Raw genomic sequence first — 13,256 nt, 5'->3', positions numbered from 1 at the left:
GGTATTTGCTGAAGCATTCCCAGCATCGCTTCAAGCTGACAATGGCGTATCTAATTAATCCAATTTTACTGAATGAGTATGTTGCCAATGCTCATGTTGATGTCTTTCTTTGTACCACGCTAATTGGCTTAATTGGCTGTCTTCAACATCGCCGCTATGTTGGAGCAATTCTTGCAGGGGTGGCAGGGGTTTTAACTAAAACGCTGCCGCTAATTTGGTTGCCGCTGGTCGTCGGATTTCTAATTAAGCATCGCCGCTGGAAAGCCCTGACGATCGCAGCGGGCATCACGCTCCTTGTTATCGCTGGTCTGAGTGTTACCGTGTTGCCCACGCTAGACGCGTGGAAAAGTCTGCTGAATCCTGCCACGGCTCAAACGACCGCACGATCTCTGCATCATGTTCTCTATGTATCCCTGCGATCGTTGACGCCCGTGTCGTCCGCAACCCGCGAGACGATCGTCGCGATGGCGGCACGCCTCTCGTTCTACGGATTCATTCTCTACGCTGGTTGCATTTATCTTCGCCTATTCTTCAAGCGCCAGTACGCCGAGAATGACCTCGTGATGGACATGGGCTGGATCACGCTGGTGCTGTTTTTGTTTGCGACACCCTGGCTGATGCCGTGGTATCCGACGGTGCTGCTGTCGATCGCCGTGCTCGCGCCCAACGCTTCCCGATTCGCCTTGGTTAGCCTCACATTTTGCCTATCAGCAGGCGCGATCGTTGGACCCGGAAGCGGAATGCAGCTTGTCAGCTTGGTCTCCTGCCTGCTCAGTGTTGGCGTGCCGATCGGAGTGCTGCTGAACTATTCGCGCCTCCGGTTTCTTGTGCAGCATCTGCACCGCTGGCACCGTGGGCGGGCGATCGTGTAGGGTTCGGGAAAACTGGAGAAGCTGACGTTACAGGACAAAGTCGATAGCTCAAACTCCAAAATGGGATAAGATCAACCCCAGGGAGAGGTGGCAGAGTGGTCGAATGCACTCGACTTGAAATCGAGCGTCCCAAAAGGACCGAGGGTTCGAATCCCTCCCTCTCCGTTGATTGAGCGAGTTGCGCGGGTTGAGTAACAGTTGCTTACATTCAGCAACACCAAATTTTGCAATTTGTAACGAAGCGACGCCAGGTGCACCTGCGAGACTAGAGACAGCGATCGCAGACCAGGCTGACCACGGTGAGAGACGGGCGACAACTCTGCTTATTCGATAACGCGGACACCGCAACGCAGTTAGACACCCGCCTGTGGTGCAACTCATTTGATCGGCAAAACAGCACGCTACAGTCGTTAGCGCCCTATGCCAGCAAGCTACGATCGACCACGGTGCAGGCGCTAATCGACCTCTACTCCAACCCAGGTGACACCGTGCTAGACCCGTTTGCGGGGTCTGGAGCCGTGCCCTTCACCGCTGCCTGTGCAGACCGCTGCGCCTGGGCAACCGAGTTGAACCCCTACGCCTACGCCATTACGCGGGGCAAGCTGGAGGCTCCCCGCAGTGAGCGAGTGGCTCTCCAGCAAGCTGCCCAGCTTTTGGATGCAGTCGAACAACAGGCGTCTATGATCGACTTGGAAACCGTGCCTGCATGGGTGAGCGAGCTTTTCCACCCAGACACGCTGCAAGAAACCCTTGCCGCCTTTACTCTGTTGCAGCAGTCGCCTAACTACTTTTTGCTGGCGTGTCTGCTGGGAATTCTGCATCACGTGCTGCCCGGATACCTCTCTTACCCGACGAACCCAAACGCACCCTATTTGCGGTGCGTCACCTACTCGCCCGATCGCTATCCTCATCTGTACACGTATCGCGATGGGCGATCGCGCCTGCTTGCCAAGCTGCGTCGCGCCTATCGACGTCACAGGCTGCCCGGAACCTGGGAGCAGCGACGATACCGCGTTTGGCAGGGCAATTGTGCAGAATTGCCGATCGCCGATGCCAGCGTTGATGCAATTATTTCGAGTCCGCCGCATCAAAATGCCTTTGACTACATTCGTGCTCATCGGTTGCGGCTGTGGTTTTTGGGCTACTCGGACTGGAAGAACTTGGATGCGGCATTAATCTCTAGCCGATCGCGCTACTTAGCTCAGATGCCCGTTTGCCTACAGGAAATGGCACGGGTGCTGAAACCCAATGGCTACTGTGTCCTAGTGGTGCAAGACGTCGCGCGGAACGGTAAAACGCAGGGAGCGGCGGAACAGTTGGCAGAATTTGCCACCAGCCTGACCGGATCTCCGTTTAGCGTTGAGACAGTTTATGATCAGCCGCTAACGTCGGAGCGGCGATCGTCCAAACGTCCACAAGCCATTCAGCTAGAGCGAATTCTGGTGCTGCGGAGACGCTAGCGCTTAAGCGAGTGCAGCGGACCTCAAACGGGGGTTGCCGTCAGCGAAGACAACCGCCCATCCTCCATGTGAATCAGGCGATCGGCAACGTCCAAAATGCGATTGTCGTGCGTTACCAGCAAAATTGCGGACCCTTGCTGCTTCGCTAGCCGTTGCATAATGTCCACAACATCGCGACCCGATTTTTTGTCCAGCGCAGCAGTGGGTTCGTCTGCCAGCACGATTTTCGGTTGACCAACGAGGGCGCGAGCGATCGCAACGCGCTGTTTCTGTCCACCGGATAGCTCCTGCGGGTAGTAATTGATCCAGTCGCTCAATCCTACGGCTGCCAGCATCGCTTCTGCTTGCTGGCGGCGATCGCGCTCCGACAGATGGTCGTGTAGCTCGATCGACATTTGGACGTTCTGCCGCGCCGTGAGGGAGTTCAGCAAATTGTGCGCCTGAAAAATATAGCCGATGCTCCGCCGCACCTGCACCAGCTTGTTCTTAGGCGCGTCTCGCAGTTCTTCCCCTAGCACCCGCATGCTGCCTTCCTGAGTCGATCGCAGCGCGCCAATCAGCGTCAGCAGCGTTGTCTTGCCGGAGCCAGACGGTCCTGTCATGATCAGAATCTCGCCCGGTTGAATCTCTGCCGAAATATCAAACAGCACTTGCTTTCGCAACCGTCCGCTGCCGAAGTAGTGGTTGACGTGGCTAATAGCGATGACAGGTTGTTGGGGCATGGTGGTTAGTAGCCAGTGGTCGGTTCGTAGTTCTCGACGTAGAGAGTGTTGGAGTAGAACAAGCTAACTAATGCTTAAAAAATATCGGCTGGATCGGCATCCTGGACTTTGCGAACGGCGATCGCGCCGGAAATAACGCACATCACGACGGCTAAGCAGAAGACGGTAATGGCGCGATCGAGCGTCATGGCAATGGGTAGCGAGGTGGCATTGCGCGTCAGGTTGTACAGCCCAACGCAGAGAATAAAGCCAGGAATATAGCCCAAGACGGATAGAATCATGGCTTCCTGAAAGACCACCGAGAGCAGGTACCAACTGCGGTAGCCCATTGCTTTTAGCGTGGCATATTCTGCTAGATGATCCGTGACATCGGTGTAGAGAATTTGGTAGACGATCACCGTGCCAACGACAAAGCCGATCGCCGTCCCCAGCGTGAAGATAAAGCCGATCGCCGTGCTGCTGCGCCAGTAGTTCTGCTCGTATTCAATGAACTCCTGCTTCGAGAAGACGCGAACGTCATTGGTCACGTCTTGCAGGTTGGTTCGCAGCGTGGTTAACACAGTTTGCAGATCGGCTCCTGGTTTTAGCGTGATTAGTCCAACATCAATCAGTCCTTTGCGTCGGCGATCGAAAATGCGCAAAAAGTTAAGATCGCTAGTAATCAGATTGCCATCTGCGCCAAAGGAAGCGCCCATATTAAACAAGCCACCGACCGTGACTCGGCGTCCAGCAATCTCCGTCCTGACCGTTTCGCCACGATTGACCCGATCGGAAACGGACCCAAATTCTGCCCGCGACGCTGCATCGAACAGCACCACGTCCGGCAAGCGAATCTTGTCAAGATTCTGCATCACGCCGGACAGGTCAAACACTGAATCTTCTGGGTTAAACCCGATTACCAAAATGCCGCGAGTCCCGCGATTATCTGGATTCTTCCACAGTCCAAAATCGAGATAAATTGGGCTAATTGACTCGACTCCTTCAACGCCCAACGCCTGATAAAGACGGCGTTCGGAGAAGCTCCGCATCGCAATTAGCGCCGTAGACTGCGGACTGACCAGAAACACATCGCCCTGCAAATTCTGATGCATGCGCACCGCGCTGTCGAATAAGGCATCGCGGAATCCCAGTTGGATAAACATCAAAATCACCGCAAAGCCAATTCCTGCAAGAGCGATCACTAGCCTCATGCGCTCTCGCTTCAGCTGCAACCACGCAAGCGGAATCGCGAAGATCATGGTGCAATCTCCACCCGCACCTGCAAGTTCGTTAAGCCTGCCACACGGCGACTGTCCGCTAAGCGAATTTTCACTTCAATGACTCTGGCATCCGTATCCGCAGCGGGATCGGTGTTCAGGACATCATTCTTGCGAATTTGCAGCCCAATCTGCTCGACCGTGCCGGAAATCGAACCCGGAAAGGCGGAACTGGTAATCGTTGCTTGTTGTCCCTTGCGAATTCGAGCCACGTCGGTTTCGTACACTTCCGCCACCGCAAACATTTGATCGGTTTTGCCTAACTCCGCAATGCAGTTGCAGCTGTCGGACTGGGAACTGCCGCCGCCAAACTGCCCGATCACCTGTTCCCCTTCGCGGGTATGAATTTTGATCACCTGTCCGTTGATGGGCGATCGCACCGTCGCGGTTTCTAAATCGGCTTTGGCGCGCTGGAGATTAGCGATCGCCACTTGCAGTTGCGCTTCTGCCTGCTGAATATCGGTCGGGCGCACTTCAGCAATGCTGTTTAACTGTTTGCGTGCCTGCTCCAGTTCACGCACGGTTGTCTCTAAGGTCAGTCGCCGGTTGTCGAGTTCTGAGGCAGAAATCGCTCCGCTGCGGTACAGCGCTTGGTAGCGCTGGTATTCTCGATCGGCGTTTTGCAACTGCGCTTGCAGTCGGGCAACCGTCGCTTGCTGTGCCTCAATATCGCCCTGCTTCGCGCCTACCCGAACTTGATTGACGCGGGTCTGCGCTTCTCGGACTTGCGCATCGGCTTGCACCGCGGCGGCGTAAAGGCGCTCATACACGTCCATCACCGCAATCACCTGTCCCGCCTGCACGCGTCCGCCTTCCTGCATCAGCAGCCGCAGCACTCGCGACGTTCCCCCAGTTGAGGAGGGCGGTGCAACTCGAATTACCTCCCCCGCAGGCTCTAAACGTCCCAACGCGGCGATCGCTCCAGTTGATGGGCTCTTCGTAGGGCTGGGCGCTGCGGTCGGGGTTTCTGGACGAGTGGGCGGACGCAGCGCCGTATAGATTCCCAGCCCCGCCAGACCCAATCCCAGAACAATCAGCCCTGCAACCCAGCGTCCTGGATGTTTGAACAACGGTTTTACACTCACGACGGCCACCACTACGCACGAATCGACCCGTATGCTTTACGATTCTAAGCAATTCCGATCCGCACGATCGGGCACTGACCGAGAAATTCATCGATCGACGGCTAAGTGTTCACGAATCGCAAACAACTGATCATTTGCTGGCTGAGGGAAATCGAGGACAGCGAACGGAAGCGCTCTCTTGGGCGGTAACCCGTCTCCGGAAATCAGCTACGGCGTGTTTTAAACCAGCTTATCGAGGACCCTTGAAGGACTGATGGATTTGCCGAATCAGCGGCACCGCGTTGGAATTACTCGCGGTGTAGTAGCTAGCAAGAACTGCCGTTTGGCGATCGCTATAGCGAATGTAAGTCACAACGACATCGGGGAAGTCGAATCCAGACTCCTTTATCCAGCGACGAACTGCCTGCCGTCCCCCGATCGTGAGCCGCTCTGTTCTCACGCGGCGACTGGTCTCTCCTCGATCGCCAGACATCACCTGTTCCATGCTTCCAGGCTGTAAGCTAATATCCGTTTTAATGGCGCTGGCGAATCCAGTTCGGTTGTTAATCTGCGATCGATAGCTGGTGAGAATAAAATAAGGAGGCTCAGAAGAGTTTTTCTCTAGCCGCCAGTTGGCGGGATACTGAAACGAAAACCCTTTCTCAGTCTGCGTTTTGAAGCGAGTTGTGGACTGAGCGATCGTGAGTCGGTCGTGGGTCCGTTGGCGGTTTTGCTGAAGCGGCTCCTGAGCGATCGATGCTGTACTACTAAAGACCGCTGCACCTACTGCGATCGCAATCATAAGCCGCTTTTTCATAGCCTGAATTCCTTTAGGGTTCTCAGGAAGATGACGCGATTGTGCCAACTCTTGTTTCAGGTTACGGCGCTAGAAATCGATCGGCTGACGCGGCTTCAAGTCTAGTCGGCAACCAATCTATTCGCGATTCGCTTGGCGCAGGTAGCCCTCGACTAGTAAATCGGGACCGATCGATCGCCATGCCATCTGGGTCAGTTCTAGGGCATCGCTCATTCGCGTCAAGCCTAAATCGCTCACAGGAGACGGAGCCGAAGTACCACCGATGAGTTTGGGTGCAATAAAGGCAAGAATTTTCTGAACAGAACCATCCGCGATCGCCGCTGCTGCCAGCGTGCCGCCACACTCCCACAGCGCACTGAGACAACCGCGATCGTACAAATGTGTCATCACTGCCGCAGGCGTTAGCGATGGAACCTCGTGCACTTCGACCCCGCGCTGAATTAACTGTGCTTGTACCTCAGGTTGCGTCCCAGTTTCAGTAAACACTAGCGTTGGGGCGATCGTTGTGTCCCACAGTTGCGCCTCTGAAGGCAAATCGAGCGATCGGCTCATGACCACGCGCAAGGGAGTAGTTTCTTGCCGACTGGTGAGTAGTGGATTGTCGCGCCGCACCGTGTTGCCACCGACGATAATGGCATCGCAGGCAACTCGGAGTTGATGAACTTCAGCGCGGGCAGTAGGACTCGTCACCCAAGCGCTATGTCCACTCGTCGCGGCAATTTTGCCGTCTAGGGTCATCGCGTACTTGAGAATTCCGAACAGGCGATGGTGTACAACCCGATGCACAAAGGCTTCGTTGAGTTGTTGGCAGACGGCTTCTTCCACGCCTACGAGCACGTTAATTCCTGCCGATCGCAGCCGAGCAATGCCGCCACCAGACACTCTGGGGTCCGGGTCCACCATGCCCACCACCACCTTTGCCACGCCTGCCGCAATTACGGCTTCTGAACACGGAGGCGTCCGTCCGTGGTGGTTGCACGGCTCCAAGTTAACGTAGAGGGTTCCCCCACGGGCACGCTTCCCCGCCTGTCTCAGCGCAAACACTTCCGCGTGGGGCTGTCCTGCCGCTGGATGAAAGCCTTCCCCCACGACTTCTCCATCCTGCACAATCACGCAGCCAACTAGCGGATTGGGAGCCGTTTGCCCTAGTGCCTGACGCGCCAAGTCCAGGCAGCGACGCATATGAATGCGATCGATCGCGCTAAACGCATCTGGTTTTGCGGCTGGGTTCGGTGAATGAGTCATCGCAATTGCAGAGGACGCTACTTGTCGAGACAGCATACCGCACCTGTGTCGCTTGTCACCAAGATTCGCCTCCTCCAAGCAACACGTCACTCCCTAAAGGTTCTGGGATGGCTTCTGGTGTTGCTGAGCAATGGACGCTAGTTTTGCGTAGGCTTTCCAGTTCTGAGCTTTACGATGCAGTTGAGACTTCAGCGCTTTTGCTGCCAGCGCATAGCCTCCATCGGCACCGTCAATTAAATGGAAGTGCTGATTACGACGGTCTAGAATCAGGCAGGTCATGAGTGCTCGATCGGATACATGAATGCCATAGGCAAGCTGTCCGGCACGGAAGCGCTGGTCTAAATACTGGGTAAGCTGCTCGGTTTGGGCAGGTTTGCTTGAGATGACCATGCGCAAAACGTCATCAATCTTTTGGTAATCTGAAGCGGCACAGACATCGCTTTTGTAGCGTCCCCAATTGACCTCTCCTATCTTTAGTTGAAGTTTCATAAAGACAGCCCCCAGAAAATTCCCAATCAGAATCTGAATCAGGTATTTAATCCGGCTCCAGAAACGAGTTGAGAGCGATCGAGCGTTTGTTTCTGCACGCAGTTTTATAGGGTTAAAGCTCAATTTCAACGCAGACGTGATCACGGGATGATAGTTCTTTGCGTCCCCATAAATGTGCTGAATTTTCTCTAGTACGTCCCGGTATACATGATCGTTGGACTGCTGAGAGCTAGGCGGTGCTGCCACAATCAACGTTAGGGTCTGACCATAGCGGCTGGGAATGTCTTGCCAGCGGCACTCTAGCCCGGTCAGATTTGCCTCAACGGAGGGGCGATCGACGTCTAGTCGGTAGGCCGCATCCGCTTTGATCAAATCCGTCGCATACGTAATTCCCCCTCCGGTGAAACTAGCCTGACAATAGGAAGGCGTGACTCTAAACTTAGCGACTTTCAGCGAACAGTTTGCTTGCACGATCGCCACTGGCACTGCTCCTATCCGTAGTTCCATCCCAAAGGTTGTCTGAGCTAGATGACGAACTCCCAATAGTGCCTGCCGCGCCACGTATAAATACGCTGGAGGAACCAGCAGAGACATTCCATCTCCCCCAAATACAAAGGGGATTTCCAGCGGTTTAACCGCATTGAGTACGGCAATGAGGGAACTAGCTCCCAGTAAATTGACTTCTTTGTACTGACCTCTAGAAATTGCTTGAGTTGACTTAACAATGTCTGCAATCAATATGTACCAATCGTCTGGAGCATCCACATAGTGGTCTGGATTGGCTAGGTCAAGAAATTTTGTCAGCGTGGGCAGAGCTTTATAGAAGTCGTCTGTGGACATGTCAGGAGAACTCTTCAGTGATCGAGCCTAGCACAGAGCTAATTTATACCTGAGCACCCTAACTCGTAGCATCGTTCTAACGTCTCTATTCTGCCCGTTGAACAGAAGAGTTAACGCTGTTTACCCAATTACATGTCATTAACACAAAGAATTGGTAGAAGTTTCTAGTGTTGAAAAGGCAATCGATTAGAGCGCCGTCCCACCTTAATTAATTGTTAAGTACGGTGGATAGTGAACGAATCAAATTTGCTAACGATCGAGCTAGCTCGCTCCTGCAAGGAGAGGAAACTGAGAAAGTCGTCTGACTCCCTGTTCCGCGCCGGAGAGGGGTTGGAGGAGAGGTCTTCCGAAGTTTTATCAGTCAACGAGGTACTTTACTTCGCTACTGCCGTAGATTCAGCAATTCTTTTGGCGATGCCAGCAGCTTGATCTTAAGCAGCAAGATTTCTGATTCAGCATTCAGAATAAAGCGCCACGCCACATTGACTGAAAAGAACGGCGTCTGAACTCGACCGCCAACCTGAACTTCGCGAGTGCCGTCTTCAAGCGATCCGATCGTTCCTTGCCGGGGTTGCAGGATGAATCCTTGTGCTTCTGCCTGAAAGTAGGTTGCGATCGCCTCTGGTCCCACAATCGGTGACTCAAACGGCGGATGCAACGCTCCATCCAGAGCAAACAGCAATCCTGCGGCGGCAAAATCGCCCGCATTCAGCAGGGTGAAGTAGTTCAAAATCGTTGGCTCGGTGATGCCGTCGATCGCGATCACCTCTGGGGCGATCGTTTCTTCGATCGCATCTTGTTCAACTGAATCGACAGCAGCTTGCGAAGCAGAATCCATAGCGCGAAAGGGTAGAAAACAAGACTACGCGAGATGAGTCAAGATAAACGTAAACCGAAACGTCAAAGAACACCTGCTTCCGCAGGAGGATTTTCATACAGTTGTATGCAGTTGAGTCTTCAGATCAAGCAAAAAGCGTTGGAGTTAGGCTTTCACAAAGTCGGTATTGCCCGCGTCGAAGAGGTCGATCGCGCGTCGATCGAGCGGCTACAGCACTGGCTAGATAAGGGCTATCAGGCAGACATGGCGTGGATGCAAAATCCCAAACGCCAAAACATTCATGACGTGATGCCAGAGGTGAAGTCGATCGTCTGTGTTGCTCTGAATTACTACGCCGATGTCGATCGTCCCGATGGTCCAGAGTACGCCAAAATCTCGCGCTACGGCTGGGGACGCGACTATCACAAAGTGCTGCACAAAAAGCTGAAAGCCCTGTCCACGTGGCTAGAGGCACAAGGCGACGACATTCGGGCGCGCTACTACGCCGATACAGGTCCCGTGCAGGACAAAGCATGGGCGCAGCAGGCAGGCATTGGCTGGCTCGCTAAAAATGGCAACGTAATCACGCGGGAATACGGCTCCTGGGTGTTTCTGGGAGAAGTGCTGACAAACGTAGATCTGACACCCGATCGCCCGCATACTGCCCACTGCGGTACCTGTACGCGCTGCTTGGATGCTTGCCCAACGGGTGCGATTCCCCAGCCGCACGTCGTAGACGCTAACCGCTGCATTGCCTATCACACGATTGAGAATCGCGCTGACGCTTTACCCGATGCGATCGTGCCGCATTTAAACGGATGGGTAGCGGGCTGCGACATTTGCCAGGATGTGTGTCCCTGGAATCAGCGCTTTGCTCAGCAAACTGATGTGGCAGAGTTCCAGCCCAATTCCTGGACGGTCGCTTCAACGCTGACAGAGCTAGCGCACCTATCGGAGGAGGAGTACGATCGCCGCGTCACTGGGTCTACTCTGCGACGAATTAAATCCTGGATGCTGCGGCGTAACGCCCGCGCCAGCCTGAAGCAATAAGCTTGCTGTTTGTTCGCCTGTACTGTCCTCACCCCACCTCTACAGAGCTATACCAGTTCTCTAAACTCCAGCTACCGATCAACCCGCTAAAACGTAAGCGGAGCCGAGCTACTGCAATTTCGTAGCTTGCTTCTCGCGCAGCGAGTATTCCGAATTCCGAATTGCTATTCATCGATCGCGCTTTTATCCAGTCTGACTTAATACAGTTGGGTAAAAATTTTTACCTTAGAATACTTCCGACTGATTCTGATAATTCAGGCAGAAATCAGCAAGGTTTCCGTTTATGCAATGGCTCGGGCGGCTCAGTATTAAGTCAAAACTGATTGTGATGCTGCTAACCGTTAGCAGTTGCTCCATTTTAGTGACTGCTTACTTGGGCTACCGCAGTGGTCAATCGAACCTAACCGATCGCGTCTTTAGCCAGCTCACCAGTTTGCGATCGTCGAAAGCCTATCAGATCGAATCCTATTTCAAGACCGTTCGCAATCACATCCAAACATTGAGTGAAGATCCGACTATTGTTGACGCAACTAATGAATTTAGCGGAGCCTATCGCCAGCTTGAGACGGTACAGGTATCTACCGTATTTAATCAGAAGCTGACGGCGTATTACCGGGATGAATTCTTGCCCAAATTAGCCACAGCAGAGCAGGGTTCACCGCTGCTGAACTCGTTTTTGCCGGATAATCCAGCTAGTGACTATCTTCAGTATCACTACATTGCGGCAAATCCAAATTCGATCGGCAAAAAAGATGCATTGAATGCGGCTTCCGATGGTAGTCAGTACAGCCGCACTCATGCCCGCTACCATCCAATTTTTCGCAACATCATCAAGAAATTTGGCTACTACGATATGTTCCTGATTAATCCTCAGGGCACGATCGTTTATACCGTTTACAAAGAAACAGACTTTACCAGCAACTTGACCACCGGACCTTACAGCGAAACTAATTTAGCGCGATTGGTGGCTCAGGTGCGACGGGCAAACGAAACCAACTACGCCAGAATGATTGATTTTGAAGGCTATACCCCTTCCTATGGCGCACCCGCCACCTTTATCGCCGCTCCTATTTTTGATCAATCGAAATTCATTGGCGTTTTAGCGGTGCAGTTGCCCGTCGATGAGATTAACAACGTGATGACGGGGAACCGCAATTGGGAGAGCGACGGTTTGGGAAAAACAGGAGAAACCTACCTCGTGGGGCAGGATTATTTGATGCGATCGGTGTCTCGGTTTTTAGTTGAAACGCCGGAAGAGTATCTGGAAACGCTGCGATCGTTGGGAGTCAAAGAACCAACTATCACTCGGATTGGTCAGTACAAAACCTCAATTTTGGAGCAAAAAGTTCGCACTCAAGGGGTTGAAGAGGCACTGACGGGCAAACAAGGAACTCAAATTATCCGAGACTACCGTAATGTTCCCGTGTTGAGTTCCTACGCACCGTTGAAGATCGGTGAATTAGATTGGGTGATTCTATCAGAAATTGATCTGGCAGAAGCCTACGCTCCGATTCAGTCGTTTCAGCGACAGCTGTTGATTTCGGCAACGCTGCTGATGCTGCTTGTAACACTGTTGGCAATGGGACTGGCTTATCTGTTTGTGAAACCGATTAATCAGTTAATTCAGAATGCCCGCAAGGTAGAAGCGGGGCAGTTGGATGCGATCGCGCCTCTAGATACGGACGACGAATTTGGCGAACTCGCCCGCTCATTTAATGCGATGGTTCGCAGCCTGCGGGCACAAACGAGCTTGGTTGAGGAAAAGAATCAGGAGAACGAGCAACTGCTGTTGAGTATTTTTCCAGCCGCGATCGCCAAACGCCTCAAACGCGGCGAGAAAAACATTGCTGAAAGCGTATCTAACGTCGCCGTTCTATTCTCCGATCTGACAGGTTTTTCCAAACTTTCTGACTCACTATCCGCTTATGAAACGGTTGGTATTCTAAATGATTTGGTCAGCGCATTTGACGAAGCGGCTGAACGCTACGGCATGGAAAAAATCAAAACGATCGGAGATAGCTACATGGCAGTATGTGGGCTGTCGGTGCCTTACCTGGATTACGACAAGCGCGCGATAGATTTTGCCCTAGAGATGCTGACAATTGTGCGTCGGTTCAATCACGAACGCGGATTTCACTTAAATGTCAGCGTTGGCATTAACTCTGGTGATACGGTTGCTGGAATTGTGGGCAGAAACAAATTCATCTATGACGTGTGGGGCAACACGATCAATGTCGCTAGCGCCTTGAAGTCCGTCTGCCCACCGGGAGCAATTCTAGTGTCTGAAGAGGTGCATAACCATTTGTATGACCTCTATGAGTTTGAGCCTGTGGAGGCGGCAATGCTAGAAAACGGCAAAGGACCGCTCAAGGCATGGCGCTTGAGAAGCATTCAATCACCCAATCGGACTGAGGCTTAGTTTCATGCTCCAGGATTCTAGTCAGTTGTTTCTTTGGGCGATCGCCTTGATCGTTGGCTTTCCACTGCTCGTGATTGGGCTAGGAGAGCAGATCTATCGCCTGCAACGGCAAGCCAAACCATTAGCAGAGACGCTACGGGTGATTCGTAATCTGGTCTTGCCTGTCTTTGTCTTCATGCTGTTTGTGCAGTACGTCCTCAATCGT

The 13,256-nt window shown here is 53.1% G+C and carries 10 protein-coding genes, 1 tRNA gene and 2 pseudogenes; 6 read left to right on the top strand and 7 right to left on the bottom strand.

Translation table 11 applies throughout. The features are described 5' to 3' along the window. The 3 genes and pseudogenes from H6F43_RS17115 to H6F43_RS17105 all read left to right on the top strand — a co-directional run. A pseudogene (locus H6F43_RS17115) lies at positions 1–872 on the top strand (hypothetical protein); the annotation flags it as partial. Positions 873–953: 81 nt separating this feature from the next. After that, positions 954–1,037 (top strand) — tRNA-Ser (locus tag H6F43_RS17110). A gap of 134 nt (positions 1,038–1,171) precedes the next feature. Continuing rightward, on the top strand, positions 1,172–2,332 hold the full coding sequence (locus tag H6F43_RS17105) for a class I SAM-dependent methyltransferase (protein WP_190343926.1): 1,161 nt from the start codon (positions 1,172–1,174) through the stop codon (positions 2,330–2,332). Positions 2,333–2,355: 23 nt separating this feature from the next. On the opposite strand, the gene H6F43_RS17100 is transcribed toward H6F43_RS17105, so the two are convergent. From H6F43_RS17100 to H6F43_RS17070, 7 genes are all read right to left on the bottom strand, one after another. Then, complete coding sequence (locus H6F43_RS17100; RefSeq protein ID WP_190343925.1) at positions 2,356–3,054, bottom strand: DevA family ABC transporter ATP-binding protein; 699 nt, start codon at positions 3,052–3,054, stop codon at positions 2,356–2,358. A gap of 74 nt (positions 3,055–3,128) precedes the next feature. Beyond that, entirely contained in the window at positions 3,129–4,292 is a 1,164-nt protein-coding gene (gene devC / locus H6F43_RS17095; RefSeq protein WP_190343924.1) for an ABC transporter permease DevC, read from the bottom strand. Then, entirely contained in the window at positions 4,289–5,395 is a 1,107-nt protein-coding gene (locus H6F43_RS17090) for an efflux RND transporter periplasmic adaptor subunit (RefSeq protein WP_190343923.1), read from the bottom strand. The genes devC and H6F43_RS17090 overlap by 4 nt, the downstream gene beginning before the upstream one ends. A gap of 229 nt (positions 5,396–5,624) precedes the next feature. Further along, a complete protein-coding gene (locus H6F43_RS17085; RefSeq protein WP_190343922.1) occupies positions 5,625–6,191 on the bottom strand; it encodes a PsbP-related protein in 567 nt (188 codons plus the stop codon). A gap of 117 nt (positions 6,192–6,308) precedes the next feature. Then, a complete protein-coding gene (gene ribD / locus H6F43_RS17080) occupies positions 6,309–7,373 on the bottom strand; it encodes a bifunctional diaminohydroxyphosphoribosylaminopyrimidine deaminase/5-amino-6-(5-phosphoribosylamino)uracil reductase RibD (RefSeq protein ID WP_347272429.1) in 1,065 nt (354 codons plus the stop codon). 156 nt (positions 7,374–7,529) lie between these two features. After that, positions 7,530–8,765 (bottom strand): DUF3095 domain-containing protein, encoded by a 1,236-nt coding sequence (locus H6F43_RS17075; protein ID WP_190343920.1) that lies wholly within the window; start codon positions 8,763–8,765, stop codon positions 7,530–7,532. Positions 8,766–9,147: 382 nt separating this feature from the next. Next, positions 9,148–9,603: a ketosteroid isomerase family protein gene (locus tag H6F43_RS17070; RefSeq protein WP_190343919.1), complete on the bottom strand. Its 456-nt coding sequence runs from the start codon at positions 9,601–9,603 to the stop codon at positions 9,148–9,150. A gap of 105 nt (positions 9,604–9,708) precedes the next feature. Between H6F43_RS17070 and queG the strand changes: the two genes are divergently transcribed. The 3 genes and pseudogenes from queG to H6F43_RS17055 form a co-directional block, all read left to right on the top strand. Then, positions 9,709–10,632 (top strand): tRNA epoxyqueuosine(34) reductase QueG, encoded by a 924-nt coding sequence (gene queG, locus H6F43_RS17065; RefSeq protein WP_190343918.1) that lies wholly within the window; start codon positions 9,709–9,711, stop codon positions 10,630–10,632. A 283-nt stretch (positions 10,633–10,915) separates the two neighbouring features. Next, positions 10,916–13,051 (top strand): adenylate/guanylate cyclase domain-containing protein, encoded by a 2,136-nt coding sequence (locus H6F43_RS17060; RefSeq protein ID WP_190343917.1) that lies wholly within the window; start codon positions 10,916–10,918, stop codon positions 13,049–13,051. A gap of 4 nt (positions 13,052–13,055) precedes the next feature. Further along, positions 13,056–13,256: pseudogene (locus H6F43_RS17055) on the top strand (small-conductance mechanosensitive channel); the annotation flags it as partial.

It is taken from the genome of Leptolyngbya sp. FACHB-36, assembly GCF_014695955.1.
In the GTDB taxonomy this organism is placed as follows: Bacteria; Cyanobacteriota; Cyanobacteriia; order Leptolyngbyales; family Leptolyngbyaceae; genus FACHB-36.
Note: the sequence above shows the minus strand (reverse complement) of the source record. Positions and strands in the feature narration are given on the sequence as shown.